Origin of the sequence: Streptomyces sp. NPDC046860 (genome assembly GCF_040645115.1) — a bacterium.
In the GTDB taxonomy this organism is placed as follows: domain Bacteria; phylum Actinomycetota; class Actinomycetes; order Streptomycetales; family Streptomycetaceae; genus Streptomyces.
Genome location: NZ_JBEYXQ010000004.1, coordinates 288,932 through 309,565, shown reverse-complemented (window position 1 = coordinate 309,565; position 20,634 = coordinate 288,932). Strand labels below are relative to the sequence as shown.

16 protein-coding genes are annotated in these 20,634 nt (G+C 74.1%); 8 read left to right on the top strand and 8 right to left on the bottom strand.

Annotated elements, in window-relative coordinates; genetic code table 11:
- Positions 1-4 precede the first annotated feature (4 nt).
- The 6 genes from ABZ898_RS08920 (at position 5) to ABZ898_RS08895 (ending at position 9,393) form a co-directional block, all read left to right on the top strand.
- On the top strand, positions 5-1,039 hold the full coding sequence (locus ABZ898_RS08920) for a glutamate ABC transporter substrate-binding protein (RefSeq protein ID WP_361654717.1): 1,035 nt from the start codon (positions 5-7) through the stop codon (positions 1,037-1,039).
- 49 nt (positions 1,040-1,088) lie between these two features.
- Complete coding sequence (locus ABZ898_RS08915) at positions 1,089-2,390, top strand: hypothetical protein (RefSeq protein WP_361654530.1); 1,302 nt, start codon at positions 1,089-1,091, stop codon at positions 2,388-2,390.
- Complete coding sequence (locus tag ABZ898_RS08910; RefSeq protein WP_361654527.1) at positions 2,387-4,840, top strand: tetratricopeptide repeat protein; 2,454 nt, start codon at positions 2,387-2,389, stop codon at positions 4,838-4,840. Before ABZ898_RS08915 ends, ABZ898_RS08910 begins: the two co-directional genes overlap by 4 nt.
- Positions 4,841-4,842: 2 nt before the next feature.
- A complete protein-coding gene (locus tag ABZ898_RS08905) occupies positions 4,843-6,153 on the top strand; it encodes a PP2C family serine/threonine-protein phosphatase (protein WP_361654524.1) in 1,311 nt (436 codons plus the stop codon).
- A gap of 141 nt (positions 6,154-6,294) precedes the next feature.
- A complete protein-coding gene (locus tag ABZ898_RS08900; protein WP_361654521.1) occupies positions 6,295-7,620 on the top strand; it encodes a VWA domain-containing protein in 1,326 nt (441 codons plus the stop codon).
- 42 nt (positions 7,621-7,662) lie between these two features.
- Positions 7,663-9,393, top strand: coding sequence for an FHA domain-containing protein (locus ABZ898_RS08895; protein ID WP_361654518.1), 1,731 nt, complete (start codon positions 7,663-7,665; stop codon positions 9,391-9,393).
- A 10-nt stretch (positions 9,394-9,403) separates the two neighbouring features.
- Here ABZ898_RS08895 and ABZ898_RS08890 read toward each other — a convergent pair whose 3' ends face one another.
- A complete protein-coding gene (locus ABZ898_RS08890; RefSeq protein ID WP_361654515.1) occupies positions 9,404-10,381 on the bottom strand; it encodes a methyltransferase domain-containing protein in 978 nt (325 codons plus the stop codon).
- 96 nt (positions 10,382-10,477) lie between these two features.
- On the opposite strand from ABZ898_RS08890, the gene ABZ898_RS08885 reads away from it, so the two are divergent.
- Positions 10,478-10,882 carry a globin gene (locus ABZ898_RS08885; protein WP_361654512.1) on the top strand — a complete coding sequence of 135 codons (405 nt, stop codon included), beginning with the start codon at positions 10,478-10,480 and terminating at the stop codon, positions 10,880-10,882.
- Between the two features lie 17 nt (positions 10,883-10,899).
- On the opposite strand, the gene ABZ898_RS08880 is transcribed toward ABZ898_RS08885, so the two are convergent.
- Genes ABZ898_RS08880 through ettA form a run of 3 tightly spaced genes read right to left on the bottom strand, consistent with a single transcriptional unit; the run spans position 10,900 to position 13,668 of the window.
- Positions 10,900-11,583, bottom strand: a complete 684-nt coding sequence (locus tag ABZ898_RS08880) for a hypothetical protein (protein WP_361654510.1) — start codon at positions 11,581-11,583, stop codon at positions 10,900-10,902.
- Positions 11,580-11,996 carry a thioesterase family protein gene (locus tag ABZ898_RS08875; protein ID WP_161149682.1) on the bottom strand — a complete coding sequence of 139 codons (417 nt, stop codon included), beginning with the start codon at positions 11,994-11,996 and terminating at the stop codon, positions 11,580-11,582. Before ABZ898_RS08875 ends, ABZ898_RS08880 begins: the two co-directional genes overlap by 4 nt.
- 7 nt (positions 11,997-12,003) lie before the next feature.
- Entirely contained in the window at positions 12,004-13,668 is a 1,665-nt protein-coding gene (gene ettA, locus ABZ898_RS08870) for an energy-dependent translational throttle protein EttA (protein WP_361654507.1), read from the bottom strand.
- A gap of 341 nt (positions 13,669-14,009) precedes the next feature.
- Between ettA and ABZ898_RS08865 the strand changes: the two genes are divergently transcribed.
- Entirely contained in the window at positions 14,010-14,429 is a 420-nt protein-coding gene (locus ABZ898_RS08865) for a hypothetical protein (RefSeq protein WP_361654504.1), read from the top strand.
- Positions 14,430-14,473: 44 nt separating this feature from the next.
- On the opposite strand, the gene ABZ898_RS08860 is transcribed toward ABZ898_RS08865, so the two are convergent.
- From ABZ898_RS08860 to ABZ898_RS08845, 4 genes are all read right to left on the bottom strand, one after another.
- The gene (locus ABZ898_RS08860; RefSeq protein ID WP_361654714.1) at positions 14,474-15,844 is read right to left on the bottom strand and encodes a Cys-Gln thioester bond-forming surface protein; all 1,371 of its coding nucleotides are present in this window, start codon (positions 15,842-15,844) and stop codon (positions 14,474-14,476) included.
- A 302-nt stretch (positions 15,845-16,146) separates the two neighbouring features.
- Positions 16,147-16,701 carry a single-stranded DNA-binding protein gene (locus tag ABZ898_RS08855; protein WP_361654501.1) on the bottom strand — a complete coding sequence of 185 codons (555 nt, stop codon included), beginning with the start codon at positions 16,699-16,701 and terminating at the stop codon, positions 16,147-16,149.
- Between the two features lie 439 nt (positions 16,702-17,140).
- A complete protein-coding gene (locus ABZ898_RS08850; protein WP_361654498.1) occupies positions 17,141-18,982 on the bottom strand; it encodes a YfjP family GTPase in 1,842 nt (613 codons plus the stop codon).
- 3 nt (positions 18,983-18,985) lie between these two features.
- Positions 18,986-20,596, bottom strand: coding sequence for a dynamin family protein (locus tag ABZ898_RS08845; protein ID WP_361654495.1), 1,611 nt, complete (start codon positions 20,594-20,596; stop codon positions 18,986-18,988).
- Positions 20,597-20,634 lie beyond the last annotated feature (38 nt).

The window sequence follows — 20,634 nt, the reverse complement described above, 5'->3', positions numbered from 1 at the left end:
GGCGATGGAGGCGGTGCGCAGGCGCACCCGGCCGCGCGGCTGGGGCGGGGTCGGCGCGATGGCGGTGCTGTGCGCGCTGGCGCTGGCGTTCGTGACGCTGCTCCCGCGCACCCAGGCGCACCCGGCGTCGGGTGTCGGCGCGCCGGGCGGCGGGCCGGTCGTCGGCACCCCGGCCCGCGCGGACGACTGCGAGGAGTCCCGGGCGCAGGACCGGACCCCGGCGCCCTCGGGCGCGGACGGCCCGACCATCGACGCCATCAAGGCCCGCGAGGGCGACCGGCGCAAGCTGATCGTCGGCGTCGACCAGAACAGCTACCGCTGGGGCTACCGCAATCCCGGCACCGAGGGCGCGGAGCTGGAGGGCTTCGACATCGACCTGGTGCGCCGCATCGCGAAGGACATCCTCGGCAGCCCGGACGACGTGCAGTTCAAGGCGATCCCGACCAGCCAGCGCATCCCCGCGATCCAGGAGGGCCGGGTCGACATGGTGGTCCGCACGATGACCATCACCTGCGACCGGCTGCGCGACGTGGCGTTCTCCGCGCCGTACTTCAAGACCGGCCAGCAGCTGCTGGTCCCGGACGCCTCCGCCATCAACGGCTACGACGGGACGCTGGCCGGCAAGAAGGTCTGCACGGCGGCCGGTTCGACGGCGTACGGCAAGCTGAAGGCGGACCGGGAGCGCGCGGCGCTGCCCGCCACGACCGACTTCTCCGCGACCGTGCCGAACCAGCTGGACTGCCTGGTCCGGCTCCAGCTCGGCGAGGCGGACGCGGTGGTCACCGACGGCGCGCTGGCCGCCAGCCAGGCCGCGCAGGACCCCACGGTGAAGGTGCTGGGCAAGCCGTTCACCACCGAGTACTACGGCGTGGCGATGAAGAAGGACGCCACCGATCTGGTGCGCCGGGTCAACCGCGTCCTGGTGGACTACCGCGGCGACGGCTGGCAGGCGTCGTACGACAAATGGCTGTCGGCCACACTGGGCGAGGACGCGCGCTCCTCCAGACCGCCCGCCCCGAAGTACCTGCGCGAGAGCTGAACCGGACACGTACGGGCCGAAGTGACCACACTGCAGCGAGAGGTGATCGATGGGCGTCACGGACCCCGCCGGGCCGGTGATGGACCGGGACGAGGTGGACCGTGCGCTGGCGCGGCTCGGCCAGGAGCACGAGGCCGTCGAGACCTCGCTGTTCGCGCTCCAGGACCACGCCGGCCGCAGGCTGCTCGAAGGAGCCGAGCTGACCGGTGTCACCAAGGAGCGGTGGGCCGCCACGGAGGCGTCGATCACCCTGCTCTGGACCTGTTTCGACGCGTACACGGCCGCCCTGCGCGAGGCCCGCGAGATCCGCTCCCGGCGCCGGTGGTCCAGCCGTGAGGACCTGGTCGAGCTGACCGGTCTGCTGCGCGGGGAGGCGGTCACGGTCGCGGGCGGCGCCTCGGGTTCTGCCGTGCTCAGCGAGAGCTTCACGCTGGCAGCCCTGGTGGACCGGATGAACGAGCTGTACGCCTCCTCGCTGGACATGGTCGTGGCCGCGGACGCCGTCTGGTCGGCGCTGCCCGCCCGGATCGACCTGCTGGCCGCCGAGCTCCAGCGCACCCGCCGGCTCGCCCACTCCGTCGGTGTCCGCCCCGGCGAACACCCCTCGGGGGACGACCTGGAGGGGATCACCCGCACCCTGACCGGGCTGCGCGAGGACGTCGTCCGCGATCCGCTGGCCCACTGGGTCCCGGCCGGGGGCGGCTCCGCGCCCGGCGGGGGCCGCCCGGACACCACGGTGTACGACAGGGAAGCGCGGGCGCTGGAGGACGTGCGCCGGGAGATCGAGGCGGTGCTGACCGTCCGCCAGGACGCCGAGGAGCGGCTGATCCGGCTGCGGGACGTGCTCTCCCGCGCCGACCGCACCCTGGCGGAGGCCCGTACCGCGCGCGGCGAGGTGCTGGCGAAGATCGCCGCGACCGAGGTGCCGGTGGTCAGCGGGCCGCCGACCGCGCTGCAGGAGCAGCTGGCGACGGCGGCGGAGTACCGGCGGCAGGCCCGCTGGCACCGCCTCTCCCCGCTGCTGGAGTCCCTCGAACAGCGGGCGGAGGACGAACTGCTGCGCGCTCGCGAGTCGTTGACGGCCGTCACCGCGCCGCTCGCGGTCCGCGCCGAGCTGCGCGGCCGCCTGGACGCCTACCGGGCGAAGGTCACCCGGCACGGCCTGGCCGAGGACCGCCTGCTGATCGAGCGGTACGACGCGGCCCGGCGGATGCTGTGGAGCGCGCCCTGCGATCTGCGCGTGGCCGAGCAGGCGGTGCTGCGCTACCAGCTGGCGGCGGCCGAACTGCTGGCCCCGCCGGACGTGCCGGAGCGGCCCGCGCCCGAGGACGGGAAGGGGGAGCGGGAGTGAGCGGCGAACGGCGCGCCTGCCAGCGTCCGGACTGCGCGGGCACCTACGAGGACATGGGCGGCGGCGAGCTGTACTGCGACACCTGCGGGCTGGCCCCCGTGGTCGCCCCGGCCGCCGGCCCGGTGCCGGACCCGGCGGGCTCGGTCGGCTCGGCGCCCACCGGCATCAACGGCGGCACCACCCGCAGTTCCTCGCAGTCCGCACGCTCGCGGCGCTCGGTGTCGGGGCGCCTGTCCCGCTCGCTGCCGGGCAGGCCCGGCAGCCGCTCGGTGTCGGTGCGCGGCTCGGGCTCGGCGTCCGGGCCCTCGGCGCGCGGGCGGCTGGGCGCCGGTCTGGTGGAGGTGCCGCAGGTCCCCAGGCCCGACCCGCGCGCGATGGTGCTGGACGGTCCGCAGGTGCCCGAGCGCAAGCGGTACTGCTCCCGCTCGGACTGCGGGGCGCCGGTCGGCCGGGCGCGCGGGGAGCGGCCGGGCCGCACGGAGGGCTTCTGCACCAAGTGCGGGCACCCGTACTCCTTCGTGCCCAAGCTGCGCTCCGGGGACATCGTGCACGGCCAGTACGAGGTGGCGGGCTGTCTCGCGCACGGCGGCCTCGGCTGGATCTACCTCGCGGTGGACCGTGCGGTGTCCGACCGCTGGGTGGTGCTCAAGGGCCTGCTGGACACCGGTGACCAGGACGCGATGGCGGCGGCCATCTCCGAGCGCCGGTTCCTCGCGGAGATCGAGCACGCGGGCATCGTCCGGATCTACAACTTCGTCGAGCACCTCGACCAGCGCACCGGCTCCCTGGACGGCTACATCGTCATGGAGTACGTCGGCGGCAAGTCGCTGAAGGAGATAGCCAACTCCCGCCGCACACCGGACGGCAGGCGGGACCCGCTGCCGGTGGAGCAGGCGTGCGCGTACGGCATCGAGGCGCTGGAGGCGCTCGGGCACCTGCACAGCCGCAACCTGCTGTACTGCGACTTCAAGGTCGACAACGCCATCCAGACCGAGGACCAGCTCAAGCTGATCGACATGGGCGCCGTGCGCCGCGTGGACGACGAGGAGTCCGCGATCTACGGCACGGTCGGCTACCAGGCGCCCGAGGTCGCCGACGTCGGCCCCTCCGCCGCCAGCGACCTGTACACGGTGGGCCGCACCCTGGCCGTCCTCACCTTCGACTTCCAGGGCTACACGACCGTGTACGCCGACTCGCTGCCCGACCCGGACACCATCGAGGTGTTCCAGCGCTACGAGTCCTTCTACCGCTTCCTGGTCCGCGCCACCGACCCCGACCCGGCCCGCCGGTTCGCCTCGGCGCGGGAGATGGCCGACCAGCTCACCGGGGTGCTGCGCGAGGTCGTGTCGCTGAGCACCGGGCAGGCCCGGCCCGCGCTGTCGACCCTGTTCGGGCCCGAAGTGCGGGTCCCGGACACCGGGTTGTTCCCGGTGCTGGACGGCGAGGTGTCCCGCCTGGGCGCCCGTGAGCTGCCCGGACCGGGCCGCGCGCCCGCCGCGCCGCCCGCGCTGGTCAGCCCCGTCGACTCCCCGGCCGCGGCGCTCGCCCTGCCCGTGCCGCTGGTCGACCCGGCCGACCCGGACGCCGGTTTCCTCGCGGGTCTGGCCGCGTCAGCGCCGGGCGAGCTGATCAGCGCGCTTCAGGCGGCGCCCGGCCAGAGCGTGGAGACCCGGCTCAGACGGGTGCGGGCCCAGCTGGAGCACGGCGACCGGCAGGCCGCGCTGACCTCGCTGGCCCGGCTGGAGGAGGAGCGGCCCGACGACTGGCGGGTGGTCTGGTACCGGGGCGTGGCCGCCCTGGTCACCGGCGACTTCGAGAGCGCCGCGCTGGCCTTCGACGCGATCTACGACGCCTTCCCGGGCGAGGCCGCGCCCAAGCTGGCGCTCGGCCTGTGCGCGGAGGTGCTGGGCCAGTCGGACAACGCCGCCGAGTACTACCGGCTGGTGTGGACGACCGATCCGAGCTTCGTCAGCGCCGCGTTCGGCCTGGCGCGCGTGCGCCTGGCGGGCGGGGACCGGAGCGGCGCGGTCCGTACGCTGGAATCCGTGCCGGAGTCGTCCATCCACTACACCGCCGCGCGGGTCGCGGCGGTGCGGGCGCGGCTGCGGCGACGCACGGCGGCCGCGGGTGACGTACCGTTCCTGGACGACCTGACCGCCGCGGCGGGCCAGGTCGAGGCGCTGGACGCGTACGGGCTCGACCCGGCGCGACGTGAGCGGTTGTCGGCCGAAGTCCTCGGCTGCGCCCTCGACTGGATACTCTCCAGGGGTGGGGGCACCGCTCCGCCGGCCACCGGCCGACGGGTGCTCGGCAGCGGTCTGGACGAGCGGAGTCTCCGCTTCGGTCTGGAGCGCGCCTACCGCACGCTGGCCCGGCTGGCGCCCGGCGGCGAGGAGAGGATCGAACTGGTGGAACGGGCCAACCGTTACCGCCCCCGGACGTGGGTGTAGTCATGTCACAGATGCCCCAGCAGGCCGCACTGCCGAAGTGCCCGAGCTGCGCGGAGCCGCTCGAACCCGGCGACCTCTTCTGCGGCGCCTGCGGATACGACCTGTCGGCCGTGCCCCCGCCGCCCGAGGACCAGCCGACGCTCACGATGACCGGCGCCGCGCGGGAGGACGTCGACTGGCCCGAGCCGGAGCAGCCCACCGGCAGCACCGAACCGCGGGCCCACCGGGCGGCGGACGTGCCCGGCACCGACTCGGGCGGCTCCCCGCTGCCCGCCCCCGGACCGGCCGCGTCCGGGGTGCGTTTCGACCGGCCCGACCGGCCCGCCGAGCCCGACGACTACCCGCTCCAGGCACCGGACCCGCGCGTCGAGCACCCGGCCGTCGAGGCGGGCGGGACCGCGCCGGTGTGCGTGGCCTGCCGCGCCGGCCGGGTGGACGGCGACGGCTACTGCGAGAACTGCGGGCACGCCCAGCCCCGCGAACGCGACCACATGGAGCGGGAGTCGGGCCCGGTGGCCGCCGTGAGCGACCGGGGGCTGCGCCACCACCGCAACGAGGACGACTTCGCCATCGCGCACACCGCGCTGCCCGACGGTTCGCCCGCCGTGCTCGCCGTGGTCTGCGACGGCGTCTCCTCCGCGACCCGCCCGGACGAGGCGTCCACGGCCGCCTCCCGGACCGCCGGGGAGGTGCTGCTGGGCGCCCTGCCGCGCGGCACGCATCCCCAGGCGGCGATGCACGAGGCGATCGTGTCGGCCGCCCGGGCGGTGGACGCCCTCGCCGGGGAGCCCGACGCGGCCCGCGAGCACGCCCCGCACCAGAACGCCCCGGCCTGCACGATCGTCGCCTCGGTGGTCGCCACCGGGCTGCTGGTGGTCGGCTGGGTCGGCGACAGCCGCGCCTACTGGGTGCCGGACGACCGCTCCGCTCCCCCGGCCCGGCTGACCGAGGACGACTCCTGGGCGGCGCAGATGGTGGCGGCCGGCCTGATGAACGAGGCGGAGGCGTACGCCGACGAGCGCGCCCACGCGATCACCGGCTGGCTCGGCGCCGACGCCTACGAACTGGAGCCGCACACCGCGTCGTTCAAGCCGGACCGGGCCGGTGTGGTGGTGGTGTGCACCGACGGTCTGTGGAACTACGCCGAGACGCCGGAGGAGATGGCCGAGGTGCTGCCCGCCGACGCGGCCGCCCGCCCGCTGCACGCCGCGCGGGTGCTGGTGGGGCACGCGCTGGACGCCGGGGGCCACGACAACGTAACAGTGGCCGTCGTGCCGTTCCCCGCGCCGCCGCAGGGGGCAGGATCGGCCTGAGGCCGTCGCCGCGCGGGCGACCGCGCGCGGACGCGGCGGCCTCGCGCACGGGGAAGCACGGGCGGACACGGAGGGGACCGGTCCGCCCGGACGCACCGCCTCGCGCCGAGCGGGGCGTGTCCTAGGGGGATGTGAACCAGCATGGCCAATTTCGCCAAGCCGGGCGGGCCGCAGTTCTCGGTGGACGTCTACCAGAACGAGTTCCTGCCGGAGGGCGGCCGCGAGGTCAACGCCATCGTGACCGTGACGGCCAGGGGCGGCGGTGCGCCCGCCGGGGCACCGGCCGGGCCGGCCGCTTCGGCCGCCGTGGTGCTGATGGTGGACTGCTCGGGTTCGATGGACTATCCGCCCGCCAAGATGCGCAACGCCCGTGACGCCACGGCCGCCGCCATCGACACCCTGCGCGACGGGGTGCGCTTCGGCGTCGTCGACGGCACCCATGTGGCGCGCGAGGTCTATCCGGGCGGGGGACGGCTCGCGGTGGCCGACCCGGCCACCCGTGCCCAGGCCAAGCAGGCGCTGCGGCGGCTGAGCGCGGGCGGCGGCACCGCGATCGGCACCTGGCTGCGGCTGGCGGACCGGCTGCTGACCGGGGCCGACGTGGCGATCCGGCACGGCATCCTGCTGACCGACGGGCGCAACGAGCACGAGTCGGCGGCGGAGCTGAAGGACACCCTCGACGCGTGCGCCGGCCGTTTCACCTGCGACGCGCGGGGCGTGGGCACCGACTGGGAAGTGAAAGAAGTCACAGGCGTCGCCTCGGCGTTGCTCGGCACGGCCGACATCGTCGCCGATCCGGCCCGGCTCACCGAGGACTTCACCCGGATCATGGAGTCGACGATGGGCAAGGGCGTCGCCGACGTCGCCCTGCGAGTGTGGACGCCGGTCGGCACGCGTATCAGATTCGTCAAGCAAGTGGCGCCCGCCGTGGAGGATCTGACCGGCCGGCGGACCGAGGCGAACCCGCGCGCCGGGGACTACCCCACCGGTTCCTGGGGCGACGAGTCCCGCGACTACCACCTCTGCGTGGAGGTCCCGGCGGCCGGACTGGGCCAGGAGATGCTGGCCGCGCGGGTGTCCCTGGTCGTGCCCCGGCCGGACGGAACGGCACAGAACGTCGGCGCGCAGGGGCTCGTACGGGCCGTGTGGACCGACGACATGGCGGCCTCGACCTCGCTCAACTCCCAAGTCGCCCACTACACCGGTCAGGCCGAACTGGCGCAGGCCATCCAGGAAGGGCTGGATCTGCGCAAAGCGGGTGATCTGGACGGAGCGACGGCCAGACTGGGACGTGCCGTTCAGCTCGCGGGGGCGTCGGGGAACGCGGATACTGCGAAACTGCTTGCGAAGGTGGTGGACGTGGTCGACGCCCCGACCGGTACTGTGCGGTTGAAGGCGAAGGTCACGGAGGCCGACGAGATGACTCTCGAGACCCGGTCCACGAAAACCGTTCGCGTCAAGAAGTGACCCTGTAGACATCGATCCCTCAGCAGAAGGGGTACCACCGACATGCCGACCTGCCCGAACGGACACCAGTCGGGTTCCGACGACTGGTGCGAGGTCTGCGGTCACCGCATGGCCGGTGCCGTTCCTCCGCCCCCGCCCCCGTCCGGCGGCGGCTACGGATTCCCGCCCCCGCGCGCCGAGGGGCGTCCCTCCTCGCCCGGCGCGGAGGCGGAGCTGTGCCCGCAGTGCCGTACGCCCCGCGAGGGCGGCGCGCCCTTCTGCGAGGAGTGCCGGTGGAACTTCCTGACCAACACCGCCACCTCCTACACCCCGGCGGCCCCGCCCCGGCAGCAGCAGCCCCGCTACCAGCCGCCGAGCGGTCCGTTCGGCGGCGGTGACGACGGTTTCGACTACCAGGGGTCGCGGCCCTCGCAGGTGAACCGGCCCGCCGAGCCGATACCCGCGTTCGACAACGAGCCCTCGGGGCCGACGCCGTTCGGCGCCGAGCGCGGCCCGGCGTCCCCGCCGCCCACCTCGGGCGGCGCCTCCCCCTTCGGCGAGCGCCGGCCGGGCCCCCCGCCGGGCTTCGGCGGCGGCCCGGGCCAGCGGCCCGGAGGCCCCGGCCCCGGCACTGGTTCCGGGCCCGGTCAGCAGGGCGGTCCGGGTGGGCCTGGTGCGCCTGGCGGGCCTGGTTACGGCGGTCCCGGTGGTCAGGGCGGTCCCGGTGGTCCCGGTGGTCCTGGCGGCTTCGGTGGCCAGCGCGGGCCGGGCGGCCAGGGTGGCCAGGGTGCTCCCGACGCCTTCGGTGGCCAGCGCGGCCCCGGCGGTCCGGGCGGCCAGGGTGCCCCCGACAGCTTCGGAGGCCAGCGCGGGCCGGGTGGTCCCGGTGGCCAGGGCGCTCCCGACAGCTTCGGCGGCCAGCGCGGGCCGGGTGGTCCCGGGGGCCAGGGTGGCCAGGGCGCTCCCGACGCCTTCGGCGGCCAGCGCGGCCCCGGTGGACCGGGCGGCCAGGGCGGCCAGGGTTCACGTGACGGCTTCGGCGGCCAGGGGGGCTTCGGCGGTCGGCGTGGGCCCGGTGAGCAGGGCGGTCCCGCGGGTCCTGGCGGCCCGTCCGGCGCGCCGCCCTTCGGGCGGGAGCCCTCCGCCTTCGGCGACGCCCCGTCCCGGCAGGCCTCGCCGGCCTCCGGCCCGTCCGCGCCGGCCGGTTTCCCGCAGGAGGGCGGCCGTACCCCGGCCGGGGGCCCGTCCTTCGGCGACGACGACTGGGTGATCTCCCCGCCGCCGTCGAACGGTCCGTCCGCGAACCCCGGTGGCGGCTACGGCTACCCGCAGTCCGGCGCCGCCCAGACGTCGGGCTTCCCGCAGGGCCGCCCGCCCGCGCAGGGTCCGGCCACCTGGACCGCGACCATCGGCCCGGACCGCGAGTACTTCATGGCGATGATGCAGCGCTCCGGCCCGGAGGCCGCGGGGCTCAACCTGCCCGCGTACTCCCCCGAGCAGCAGCGCACGCTCACCGGCAACCAGGTGACCATCGGACGCCGCCGGCACTCCACCGGCGACACCCCCGACGTCGACCTGTCGGTGCCGCCGGAGGACCCCGGTGTCTCGCACCAGCACGCGGTGCTGGTGCAGCAGCCGGACGGCGGCTGGGCGGTCGTCGACCAGAACTCGACGAACGGCACCACGGTCAACGGCTCCGACGAGCCGATCCAGCCGTTCGTGCCCGTACCGCTCCAGGACGGCGACCGGGTGCACGTGGGCGCCTGGACGACGATCACCGTCCACCGGGGCTGAGTCCCCGCGCTCACGGCAGCGGCCAGGCGTGGCGGCCCCCCGGGTCGTCCAGCCAGGCCCAGGCGCGGGGGCCGCTGACCGTGACGCCGTACCGTTCCCGGCCCGGCATCCCCGCGCCCTCCCAGAGCGCGTACGCCCGTGACGGTTCCAGCGCGCCCCGGACCAGGCCGAGCAGGAAGCGGAACGACTCCTGGTCCCGGGCCCTCCCGGGCAGGCCGCGCAGCGACACCGGCTCGTCGGGGGCCCTGCCGTCCCCGCGCAGTGGCACGAAGTAGGCGCCGGTGCGCAGGAAGCGGCCCTCGGCGCGGCCGGACTCGTCGACGCCGAGGGCGAGCAGCCCGTTGTTCAGCGGCGCGATGATCCGGGCGCCGGGCGCGCACTGGGCGATCCAGGGGCGCGGCACGGTGGGCAGCATGCAGGTGGCGATGATCCGGTCGTAGGGGGCGTGCGCGGGCACCCCGTACGCCCCGTCGCCGGTGACCACCACCGGACGGTGGCCGGCCCTCGCCAGGTTCCGCACGGCCGGGCCGGTGATCTCCTCCTCCATGTCGACGGTGGTGACCAGCGCGTCGTCGCCGAGGCGGTGGGCGAGCAGGGCCGCGTTGTAGCCGGTGCCGGTGCCGACCTCCAGCACCCGGTCGCCGTCCCGGACGCGGAGGGCGACGAGCATGCGCGCCATCAGCGAGGGCTGGCTGGAGGAGGAGACCAGCTCACCGTCGTGCAGCCGGGTGGCCAGCGGGGCGTCCGCGTAGGCGCCGCGCGCCCAGCGCTCGCGTCCGGCGGGGTCCGGGTCGTCGGCCGCGTACCGCTCGTAGCCGCCGAGGACGCCGACGTAGTAGTACGGCACGAACAGGTGCCGGGGCACCGCGGCGAACGCCTCCCGCCACACGGGGTCCGCGCTCCAGGCTCCGTCGCGGTCGATCTGCCGGACCAGCGCGGCCCTCGCCTCGGCGGCCACCTCGGTCAGCACGGAGTCGTAGGCGCCCATATGTCCACAGTAGGGGCGATCCGCGCGGGGAAGCGGCGGATGACGGCCGGTCCTACGCCTTGGGTCCTCGGCCCCCCGGTCTGAGACCATGGACGGGTGAACGAGATCCGACGTGGCACGCTTCAGGAGCAGACCTTCTACGAGCAGGTGGGCGGGGAGGAGACCTTCCGCCGGCTGGTCGGCCGTTTCTACGAGGGCGTCGCCGAGGACCCGCTGCTGCGGCCCATGTACCCGGAGGAGGACCTCGGTCCGGCCGAGGAGCGGCTCACCCTGTTCCTGATCCAGTACTGGGGCGGCCCCACCACCTACGGCGAGCAGCGCGGCCACCCCCGGCTGCGGATGCGGCACGCCCCGTTCGCCGTGGACCGGGCCGCGCACGACGCGTGGCTGAAGCACATGCGGGTCGCGGTGGACGAGCTGGAGCTGTCCGAGGAGCACGAGCGGACGCTGTGGAACTACCTGACGTACGCGGCCGCCTCGATGGTGAACACCGCGGGCTGAGGCGCCCCGCGCGCCGGTCAGCGCACGCTGACGCCGAGCGTCCCCAGGCCCGCGCGCCGCACGGCGACGGAGCCGTAGGGGGTGCGCAGCCGGAGCCACGCCCCGCAGGAGAACAGGCCGGTGTCCTCGCCCGAGGCGGGGTCGCCCGGCCGCAGGAAGCCCAGCGACTGGGCGGCGTGCACGGCGCGCACGGGCAGCGGGGTCGGGCCGACCTCGCGGGACCAGATCTCCCGCCCGATCCGGTCCAGTTCGGCCCGGGTACGCGCCTCGGGCGCCAACTCCTCGGTGCGGGAGCGGAATTCGGCCACCGACCGGGCAACGGTGCTGTGCAGCACGGCCGGCCCGGGCAGGCCCGGCTCGGGGCGCCAGCCGCCGCGCGGCGGCAGCACTCCGGCCCACGGGGGTCCGGTGACGGCGCCGGGGACGGCGGCGGTGGCCGCCCGCTCGTCCACCGACTCCAGCAGCTCACCCGCCGAGACGGTCACGTCGAGGGTGGCGTCCAGCCCGTCCTCGTACGGCTTGGCGAGGCGCACCGCGCGGACGGCGAGCACCTCGAAGGAGGGCGGCCGCCCGAACACGGCGAGCGCGGTCCCGGCGGCCTGGAGGCGTACGGCGGCGCCGCGGTCGTAGCGGAGCAGCCTGGTGAGGAAGCCGGCGAGATCTGCCGCCTCCGTCTCGTCGGCGAGGTGGAGCACCGTCATGCGGCGACGGCCTCCTCCTCGGCGGCCTCGTCCCGGTACTCCTGGAGGAACTCCCGCTCCTCCGCGGTGATCCGGCGCGGCCGCTGGGCCTCGAAGTCGAAGGGCACGACGACGGTGGAGGCCCGTACGTACACGGTGTCCGCGTCCTTCACCTCGTAGGTGATGGTGAAGGACGCGGCCCGGATCTCGGTGATCCACAGCTCGACGTCCACCGGGTGGTGCCGGTGGACGAGCTGCCGCTTGTAGTCGATCTCGTGGCGCGCCACGACCGACCCCTGCTGGAAGTCCTTGTCCGGGCGGAACAGGAAGTCGATACGGGCTTCCTCCAGATAGCGGAGGAACACCACGTTGTTGACGTGGCCGTAAGCGTCCATGTCCGCCCAGCGCAGGGGGCAGCGGTAGATGTGGCGCAAGGTGTGATCAGCCCCGGGTCAGCTTCTTGTAGGTGGCACGGTGCGGACGCGCGGCGTCGGCACCGAGCCGCTCGATCTTGTTCTTCTCGTAGGACTCGAAGTTGCCCTCGAACCAGAACCACTTGGAGTCACCCTCGTAGGCGAGGATGTGCGTGGCGACCCGGTCCAGGAACCAGCGGTCGTGGGAGACGACCACGGCCGCACCCGGGAACTCGAGCAGCGCGTTCTCCAGGGAGGACAGCGTCTCGACGTCGAGGTCGTTGGTGGGCTCGTCGAGGAGCAGCAGGTTGCCGCCCTGCTTGAGGGTGAGCGCCAGGTTCAGGCGGTTGCGCTCACCGCCGGAGAGCACACCGGCCGGCTTCTGCTGGTCCGGGCCCTTGAAACCGAACGCGGAGACGTAGGCGCGGGACGGCATCTCGACCTGGCCGACGTTGATGTAGTCCAGCTCGTCGGAGACGACGGCCCACAGCGTCTTCTTGGGGTCGATGTTCGCGCGGCTCTGGTCGACGTACGAGATCTTGACGGTTTCGCCGACCTTGATGGAGCCGGCGTCCGGCGTCTCCAGGCCCTGGATCATCTTGAACAGGGTGGTCTTGCCCGCACCGTTGGGGCCGATGACGCCCACGATGCCGTTGCGCGGCAGCGTGAAGGACAGGTCGTCGATGAGGACCTTCTCACCGAACGCCTTGGAGAGGTTGTTGACCTCGACCACGATGGAGCCCAGACGCGGGCCCGGCGGGATCTGGATCTCCTCGAAGTCCAGCTTCCGCATCTTGTCGGCCTCGGCCGCCATCTCCTCGTATCGGGCGAGGCGGGCCTTGGACTTGGCCTGGCGGCCCTTGGCGTTGGAGCGGACCCACTCCAGCTCTTCCTTGAGCCGCTTGGCGCGCTTGGCGTCCTTCTGGCCCTCGACCTTCAGACGGGTCTGCTTGGTCTCCAGGTAGGTGGAGTAGTTGCCCTCGTAGGGGTAGGCGCGGCCGCGGTCGAGCTCGAGAATCCACTCGGCGACGTTGTCCAGGAAGTACCGGTCGTGGGTGATCGCCACGACGGTGCCCGGGTACTTGGCGAGGTGCTGCTCCAGCCAGTTCACCGACTCGGCGTCGAGGTGGTTGGTGGGCTCGTCGAGGAGCAGCAGGTCGGGCTGCTCCAGCAGCAGCTTGCAGAGCGCCACGCGGCGCTTCTCGCCACCGGAGAGCTTGGTGACCGCCCAGTCGCCGGGCGGGCAGCCCAGCGCGTCCATGGCCTGCTCGAGCTGGGCGTCGAGGTCCCAGGCGTTGGAGTGGTCCAGATCCTCCTGGAGCTTGCCCATCTCGTCGAGCAGCGCGTCGGAGTAGTCCGTCGCCATGAGCTCGGCGATCTCGTTGAACCGGTCGAGCTTGCCCTTGGTCTCGGCGACACCCTCCTGGACGTTCTCCAGGACGGTCTTCTCCTCGTTCAGCGGGGGCTCCTGGAGCAGGATGCCGACGCTGTAACCGGGGGTGATGAAGGCGTCACCGTTGGAGGGCTGCTGGAGGCCCGCCATGATCTGCAGGACGGTCGACTTACCGGCACCGTTCGGGCCGACGACACCGATCTTCGCTCCCGGGAGGAAGTTCAGGGTGACGTCGTCGAGGATCACCTTGTCGCCGTGCGCTTTGCGCGCCTTGCGCATGGTGTAAATGAACTCAGCCAAGAGAAACCGTCCGGCAGCTTGAAATCAGGCAGTGGGCAGATACACCCCATCTTGCCGTACGGCCAGCCCTGTGCGGAAACCCGTATCAGCGCGGAGCCCGTGAGCTGGGGCTTCACCTCCGGCGCCGGTGACCCGGACGTCACTGCCGGTCGCGCCGGGAACACCGACCCGGCTGTCACGGACCGCCGGCCGGCGCCCCACCCGGCAGCACTTCGGCACCGGAACGCCAACACCCCCTGGCGGCAGGCTGGTTCGCGGAAATCGCGTTGACCCGCCCGAGACCGTCGGCCTAGATTTGCCGCGCCCCATCAATCGAACGTCCGTCTGATTTGGAGAGCATCATGAAGCGACGCCTCGCACTGGCCGTGGGACTCTCGGCCTCGGCGATGCTGGCCGGCCTCGTCACCGCCACCCCCGCCTCCGCCGCGACGCTTCTCGCGCGCTGCAACACGACCGGCGCCAGCGGCGGAGTGACCGTGGACGACTTCTACGGAGCCACCGACGAGATCAACTTCTTCATGGGCGTCGACGACACCCTCGCCGACGGCCACCACGCCCGCGTCCGGCTGATCACCAAGAACGCCGCCGGAACCACCAAGTACTGGGCCTGGCACGCGAACTACGACGGCGCGGGCACCAGCAAGGAGATCCGCAGCTACGCGCACGACGACAGCGGGATCTTCGACGTCGGCATCCAGGTGGCCAGGTTCGAGGGCAGCTCGCTCCTGAACTCCTGCACCAAGTGGACCACCGCGACCTGAGCCGGGCCCCGCTCAGCGGGGAGGCGTGAGCCGGTGCGGGGTCCTCACTCCCCCGCCCGGTTCTCCCGCCCGCGCAGGATCACCAGCACCGCCCCGCCGATCACGACGAACCCGATGGCCGCTCCCGTGATCACCGGCGTCAGGGCGGACCCGCCCGTGGCCGCGAGGTCGGTCCCCGTCGGGGCCTCGCCCGGCAGCGCGACCGGGGTCGGCTCGCTCAGGGTCTGGGCGGACTCGGCCGTGGCCGGGCCCTGGACGGCGCAGTCGAGGACGCCGGTGAAGCGCTGGGCGAAGCCGTTCGGTCCGGTGACGGTGAAGTCGTACGCCTGGTCCTCCTCCAGCGGGACCGTGACCGTCTCGGCCTTGCCCGGGGCGACCGTGTGCGAGGCGCCCATCAGCTGGAAGGTGAACGGCTGGTCGCCCTTGTCGGCGACCGTGACGTCCACACCGCCCTCGGCACAGTTCTTGCGGGCCGACACCGCAGGCACGGCACCCTGGGCCGCCCAGGTCGCGTCGACGGTCGCGGAGACCGTGGACTCGCTGGAGCCGGCGAGGATCTGCGTCTGGCTGCGCGACTCGGAGGCGAAGGCCCGGCCGACCGGCACGGTGGTGGACGCCTGCACGGCGACCTGGACCGTGGCGTCCGGCGCGTCCTCGGGGATGTCGAAGTAGAGCTGACTGCCGTCACGCGCGGAGGTGATCACCTTGCCGGTGCGGTCGATGATCCGCACCCCCTCGGCCGCCGCGTCCGCCGGGGGCGAGACGGTCACACCTGCGGCGTCGGTGTGCACGGTCACCGGTCCCAGCAGATCGCCTGGACGGCCGGACACCGCGGGCGGGTCCAGGGTCAGCGAGGCACGGGGCTCGGCGGCGGGGCGGGCGCTCTTCTCCAGGTAGTCGGCGAGCTTCTCCGCCCGCGGGTCGACCGCCTCGACCTTCGCCGCGTCCGAGTAGCGCCAGATGGCCACCTGCGTACCGGCCGCCGCGTCCTGCTCGGTCAGTCCGGTCGCGCCGGCCTTGCGGGCGAGGGCGGCGAGGTCGTTCACCTGCGGGTAGGAGTGCTGGAGTATCCAGCGGATGCGCCCGGCGTTGCGGTTGGCGCCCAGCGAGGTGCCGCTCCAGGGGGTCTCCTGGTACTTGGCGTCGCGCTGGGTGGGGTTGTGCACGTCGACGCAGTACGTCTGGAGGGTGCCGCCACCGTCCACCGACATGTCGAACAGGCCCGCCGGCACCCGCAGGTCGGTGCCGTCCTCGTGGATCACGGCCTCGCCGTACGTCTTGAGGCCGTTGATCGTGGCGGTCGCGCCGTTCTGCGTCTGCGGCGTCTCGTCGGCCAGGGCCGTACCGGCACCGGACAGCACACCCGCCGCCGCAAGCCCGCAGGCCAGCGCCAGGGCACCGGCCCGGACGGGCACGGTGGTCCGGGTGGACCCAGAGAACGCAGCAAGCACAGAATTCCCCTTCGAGCAGGACCCGTTGGACATGTGGGGGCGGTCCTACCAGCAGAAACACCAACCCCTGGGGGTACGCCTGGGCATCCTATGGATCAACGGACCCCCTACCCGGCGGTCAGATGGCCGGACGGGTGATCCGAGCCGTAATCGTTATCGCGGGCACACATCTTGGGCTGGGCTCATCGACAGATCCGCCACTTCACGCGGGACGTTCGAGGCGCATCGCCCGATAAGCCGCACCACGGTGCGAGTGCGCCCTGACGTCACGTCACCATCGTTGCTCGCGCGTCCTGTTGGCCTGTCACTACGGTCCGCGCCTGCCCGTCCGCGACCCCCTCCATCGCGCCCTCCAACACCGCCTCCGCAGCCGCCTCCACCGAGGCATCACCCGGCGCCTCACCCGGCGGTGTCTCCCACTGCGGCTCCGGACGCGCGACCGGCCTCGGCAGGGTCTCCGGTTTGGCGGAGCGGCGGAACGCGGCCGTGCCCCGCGTCAGATCGTGGCCGATCGTCACCGCGTCGATGTCGGCCGACGCCCACGCCTGCTGTCCCTCGCGCGCCTCGGTCCGCACCTTCAGCCGGCCCTGCACCACGAGCGGCTGCCCCACCTCCACCGACGCGGCCACGTTGACCGCGAGCTGCCTGTTGGCCCACACGGTGAAGAAGTTGGTGTGCCCGTCGGTCCAGAGGTTCTTCTCCCGGTCCCAGTACCGCGCGGTCACCGCCAGCCGGAACCGGGCCGACGGACCGCCCGGCAGCTCCCGGTACACCGGTCGCGTCGCCACGTTGCCCACCACGCACAGCACGGTCTCGTTCATCGTGAACCCCTCCCTCGCCCGGCGTTCACCGCCGGAGCAGCCGGTGCCGGTACGGGTCCGTCCCGTACGGCTTCCTGTGCCGTACGGCGCGCACCGGTCTCACTCGTGGCGCGCCGCACGGACGCCGACCGCGAGATCCGCCCGCCCCAGCTTCCTCGACTGGTCCGCCGGGCAGGCGGTGCGATCGCCGTGGCACCAGACTGCCCCGGCCCCGCCCGACCCCGCCGAGCGCTGTGGACAGCTACCGGCTTGTGGACAACTCCGCCACCCGATCAGGTGGTTCACCCCACCGGGAGCCCCACGCCGGAGCACACCGCCCGGAGCCCCCCGGCCAGATCCCGCGACCGAGGCGGTCCGAAGCCCCCAGCGGCCCCGGCGGTCCCAGCCGTCCCGCCCGTCTCGCCCGCCCCAGCCGTCCCGCCCGTTCCGTCAGGCGCCCTCACCGGCCGACCCCCACCCCCGCGATCCGCCCGTACTGCTCCCGCACCTCCCGGTACCGCAGCAGCTCCGCCGCCACCGGGTCCAGCACCCGCGCCCGCCCGCAGCTCGCCGCGGCCTCCCGCAGGCGCCGCTCCGCCTCCTGGCCGTACCGCCGTGCGGGCCCCCGCGCCGCCAGTCGGCAGCTCCACTCCACCAGCGGCCCGCCCACGATCCCGCACAGCATCAGCAGCACCGGCACACCCAGGTTGGGTGCCAGCAGGCCCGCGATCTGCCCGGCCAGCCACAGCCCGCCCACGACCTGGAGCAGGGTCATCGCGGCCTGCACCAGCACCGCCACCGGCCACCAGCCCGGCCTGGGCGGACGGCCCGGGGGAAGCCCGGCCCCGACCGCGAGCTCGTCCAGCGACTCCGACAGCCCCTGCGACCCGCGTACGGCCGCCTCGCGCACCGCCTGCGCCCAGGGCGTCGGCAGCTCCGCCGCGGCCTGGTCGGACACCGTACGGACCGCCTGCTCCACCCGCTGGCGCGCGGTCGCCTCGGCGTCGGCCTGCGGGCGCACCGGCAGGCTGCCCGTCTGCGGGCCGCCGCGGTCGTGGTACCAGCGCCACAGCCGCAGCCAGGGCGTGCCGCAGGCGCGGTTGGCGCTGCGCAGCCAGGCCCGCTCGGCGGCCTCCCCGGCGGCCGTCGCCCCGACCGCGTCCGCGAGCCGGCCGGAGAACTCCTCCCGCGCCTGTTCGCTCAGGCCGACGCCCTGGCCGGCGGCGTACACCGGGCGCAGGTCGGCGGCGGCGGCGTCCACGTCGGCCGAGACCCTGCGCGCCGCGGCGCCCCGCTCGGCGACGAACCTGCCGAGCACCTCTCGCAGATCGCCCACGCCGTCGCCGGTGAGGGCGGAGAGGGCGAGCACGGTGGCGCCGGGCTCGTCGTACTCGCCGAGCGCGATGCCGTCCTCGTCCAGCAGGCGGCGCAGGTCGTCGAGGATCTGCTCGGTGGCCTCGGCGGGCAGCCGGTCGGTCTGGTTGAGGACGACGAACATGACCTCGGCGTGGCCCGCCATCGGCCGCAGATAGCGCTCGTGCAGCGCGGCGTCGGCGTACTTCTCCGGGTCGACCACCCAGATGACGGCGTCGACGAGCCCCAGGACCCGGTCGACGTGCTCGCGGTGCCGCACGGCCGCCGAGTCGTGGTCGGGCAGGTCGATCAGGACCAGGCCGCGCAGCTGCGCCTCGGCCTCGGCGCTCTGCAGCGGACGGCGGCGCAGCCGGCCGGGGATGCCGAGGCGGTCGATGAGGGCGGCGGCGCCGTCGCTCCAGCTGCACGCGATCGGCGCGGCGGTCGTCGGGCGGCGCACCCCGGTCTCCGAGATGGGCACACCGGCGAGCGTGTTGAAGAGCTGGGACTTGCCGCTGCCGGTCGCGCCCGCGATGGCGACGACGGTGTGCTGCCCGGAGAGCTTGCGCCGGGCGGTGGCCTCGTCCAGGACGCGGGCCGCCTCGGCGAGCGTCTGGTTGTCCAGGCGCGCACGGGACAGGCCGACCAGTTCGCGCAGCGCGTCCAGCCGGGAGCGCAGCGGGCCGTCGTAGGCGAGGGGCTCCGGGGGGCCGCCCCCGGTCGCGGCGCGCACGGGGGCCTCGGGGGGTGGGGTGTCCTCGGTGGCGCGGCGGGCGATGAGTCCGTCGTCCCAGGCGCCGCTCTCGGCGGGGTCCTCGCCGTCGTCGCCGGGGCGCTGCCCGCCGCCCTCGGGACGCCGGTCGTCCTCCACGCGCGCGTGCGCCTCGTCACCGGCGGGGCCGGTGTCGTCGACGTGATCCATCTGGTCCTGTTTGGCGACGGCGGTCACCGGTCACCTCTCCTTCTGCAGTACGGACAGCGCGGCGATGAGTTCGGCCTGCGACTCGGCGTGGACGTCCAGGGCGTCGAGCGGGGAGAGCCGGCGTTCGCGTTCGCCGTGCAGGACCCGGTCGACGTGCTCGGTGAGCAGGCGCCCGGCGCGGTCGCGCAGCCGCATCGCGCCGTGCGCGCCGACCCGCTCGGCCAGCCCCTCTCCCGCCGTACGCGCCCGGCGTCCGCCGAGGACGGCGGCGGCGGCGAGCGCGGCGACCGTCTCGGGTTCGGGGGCGCTGCCGCGTTCCAGCTCGCGGACCTCGTCCTCGGCGTACTCCTCCAGCTCGCGCCGCCAGCGCCGTACGGCGAGACCGATGCGGTGCTCGGCGCTCTCCGGCGAGGGGTCGCGGTCGGCGAGTTCGGGGGCACGGGCGGCGGGTTCGCGGCGCCACGCGTCGTCGACGCGTTCGTCGGCGGCGGTGACGGCGCACAGCAGCAGCGCGGCGAGGCTCTCCACGAGGGCGTCCAGGAGTTCACCGGCGGTGCAGTCCAACGGGTAAGCGCGCCAGCGTTTGAGGGCGTCACCGGCGAGGACGGTGCCGGACTGGAGGCGGCCGCGCACGCGCGTGTGCTCGCTGTCGTACGCGCCGTCCACGGCCGAGGTGAGGCGGAGCGCGGCCGCGTACTGCGCGGCGGCCGCACCGGCCAGCTCGGGCATGCGCGTGGCCAGGGAGTCGAGCAGGCCGTACGCCGTGCGGCTGAGGGCGCTGCGGCGGGCGCCGGGGTCCTGGGCGTGGTGGTGGAGCCAGGTGCGCAGCGGGGCGACGGCGGAGGCGGGCAGGAGGCCGCCGCCACCGGCGGACTCGGGCAGCTCGGGCACCGTGAACCGGGGCACCTCGCCGAGCCCGGCCTTGGTGAGCAGGGCGCCGTACTGCCGGGAGACCTCGGCGACGACCTGGTGGGGCACCCGGTCGAGGACGGTGATCAGGGTGGCCCGGTACTCCTTGGCGGTGCGCAGCAGGTGCCAGGGGACGGCGTCGGCGTAACGGGCGGCCGTGGTGACCATGATCCAGATGTCGGCGGCGCAGATGAGCTGGGCGGCGAGGACGCGGTTGTCGGCGATCAGGGAGTCGACGTCCGGGGCGTCGAGCAGGGCGAGCCCGAGCGGGAGGGTCTCGGCGGTCTCGACGCGCAGCACGCGCGCGTGGTCCTCGCCGGGGGTCTCGCCGTCCTTGGCGGGTTTCTCCTGGTGGGGCACCCAGAGACGGGTGAGGTCGGGCAGCACGCGCATGCCGCTGAACCAGTGCTGGTCCTCCGGGTGGCAGACGAGTACGGGGGTACGGGTGGTCGGCCGGAGCACACCCGCCTCCGTGACCCGCCGTCCGACCAGGGAGTTCACCAGGGTCGACTTCCCGGTCCCGGTCGATCCGCCGACGACGGCCAGGAGCGGCGCCTCGGGCGAGCGCAGTCGGGGTACGAGGTAGTCGTCCAGTTGGGCGAGCAGCTCGTCCCGGTTGGCGCGCACGCGCGGGGCTCCCGCCAGGGGGAGCGGAAAGCGCGCGGCGGCGACACGGTCGCGCAGAGCAGCGAGTGCGTCGAGTAGCTGGGGGCGTACGTCCAAGGTCACCACATGTGAAGAATGCCCAATTTTAGGGGAATTCTGAAGCA

Excerpts from the sequence above, each read along its gene's own strand:
- ABZ898_RS08920 (WP_361654717.1), top strand. The coding sequence starts at position 5 with ATGGAGGCGGTGCGCAGGCGCACCCGGCCGCGCGGCTGGGGCGGGGTC.
- ABZ898_RS08915 (WP_361654530.1), top strand. The coding sequence starts at position 1,089 with ATGGGCGTCACGGACCCCGCCGGGCCGGTGATGGACCGGGACGAGGTG.
- ABZ898_RS08905 (WP_361654524.1), top strand. The coding sequence starts at position 4,843 with ATGTCACAGATGCCCCAGCAGGCCGCACTGCCGAAGTGCCCGAGCTGC.
- ABZ898_RS08900 (WP_361654521.1), top strand. The coding sequence starts at position 6,295 with ATGGCCAATTTCGCCAAGCCGGGCGGGCCGCAGTTCTCGGTGGACGTC.
- ABZ898_RS08895 (WP_361654518.1), top strand. The coding sequence starts at position 7,663 with ATGCCGACCTGCCCGAACGGACACCAGTCGGGTTCCGACGACTGGTGC.
- ABZ898_RS08890 (WP_361654515.1), bottom strand. The coding sequence starts at position 10,381 with ATGGGCGCCTACGACTCCGTGCTGACCGAGGTGGCCGCCGAGGCGAGG.
- ABZ898_RS08880 (WP_361654510.1), bottom strand. The coding sequence starts at position 11,583 with ATGACGGTGCTCCACCTCGCCGACGAGACGGAGGCGGCAGATCTCGCC.
- ABZ898_RS08865 (WP_361654504.1), top strand. The coding sequence starts at position 14,010 with ATGAAGCGACGCCTCGCACTGGCCGTGGGACTCTCGGCCTCGGCGATG.
- ABZ898_RS08855 (WP_361654501.1), bottom strand. The coding sequence starts at position 16,701 with ATGAACGAGACCGTGCTGTGCGTGGTGGGCAACGTGGCGACGCGACCG.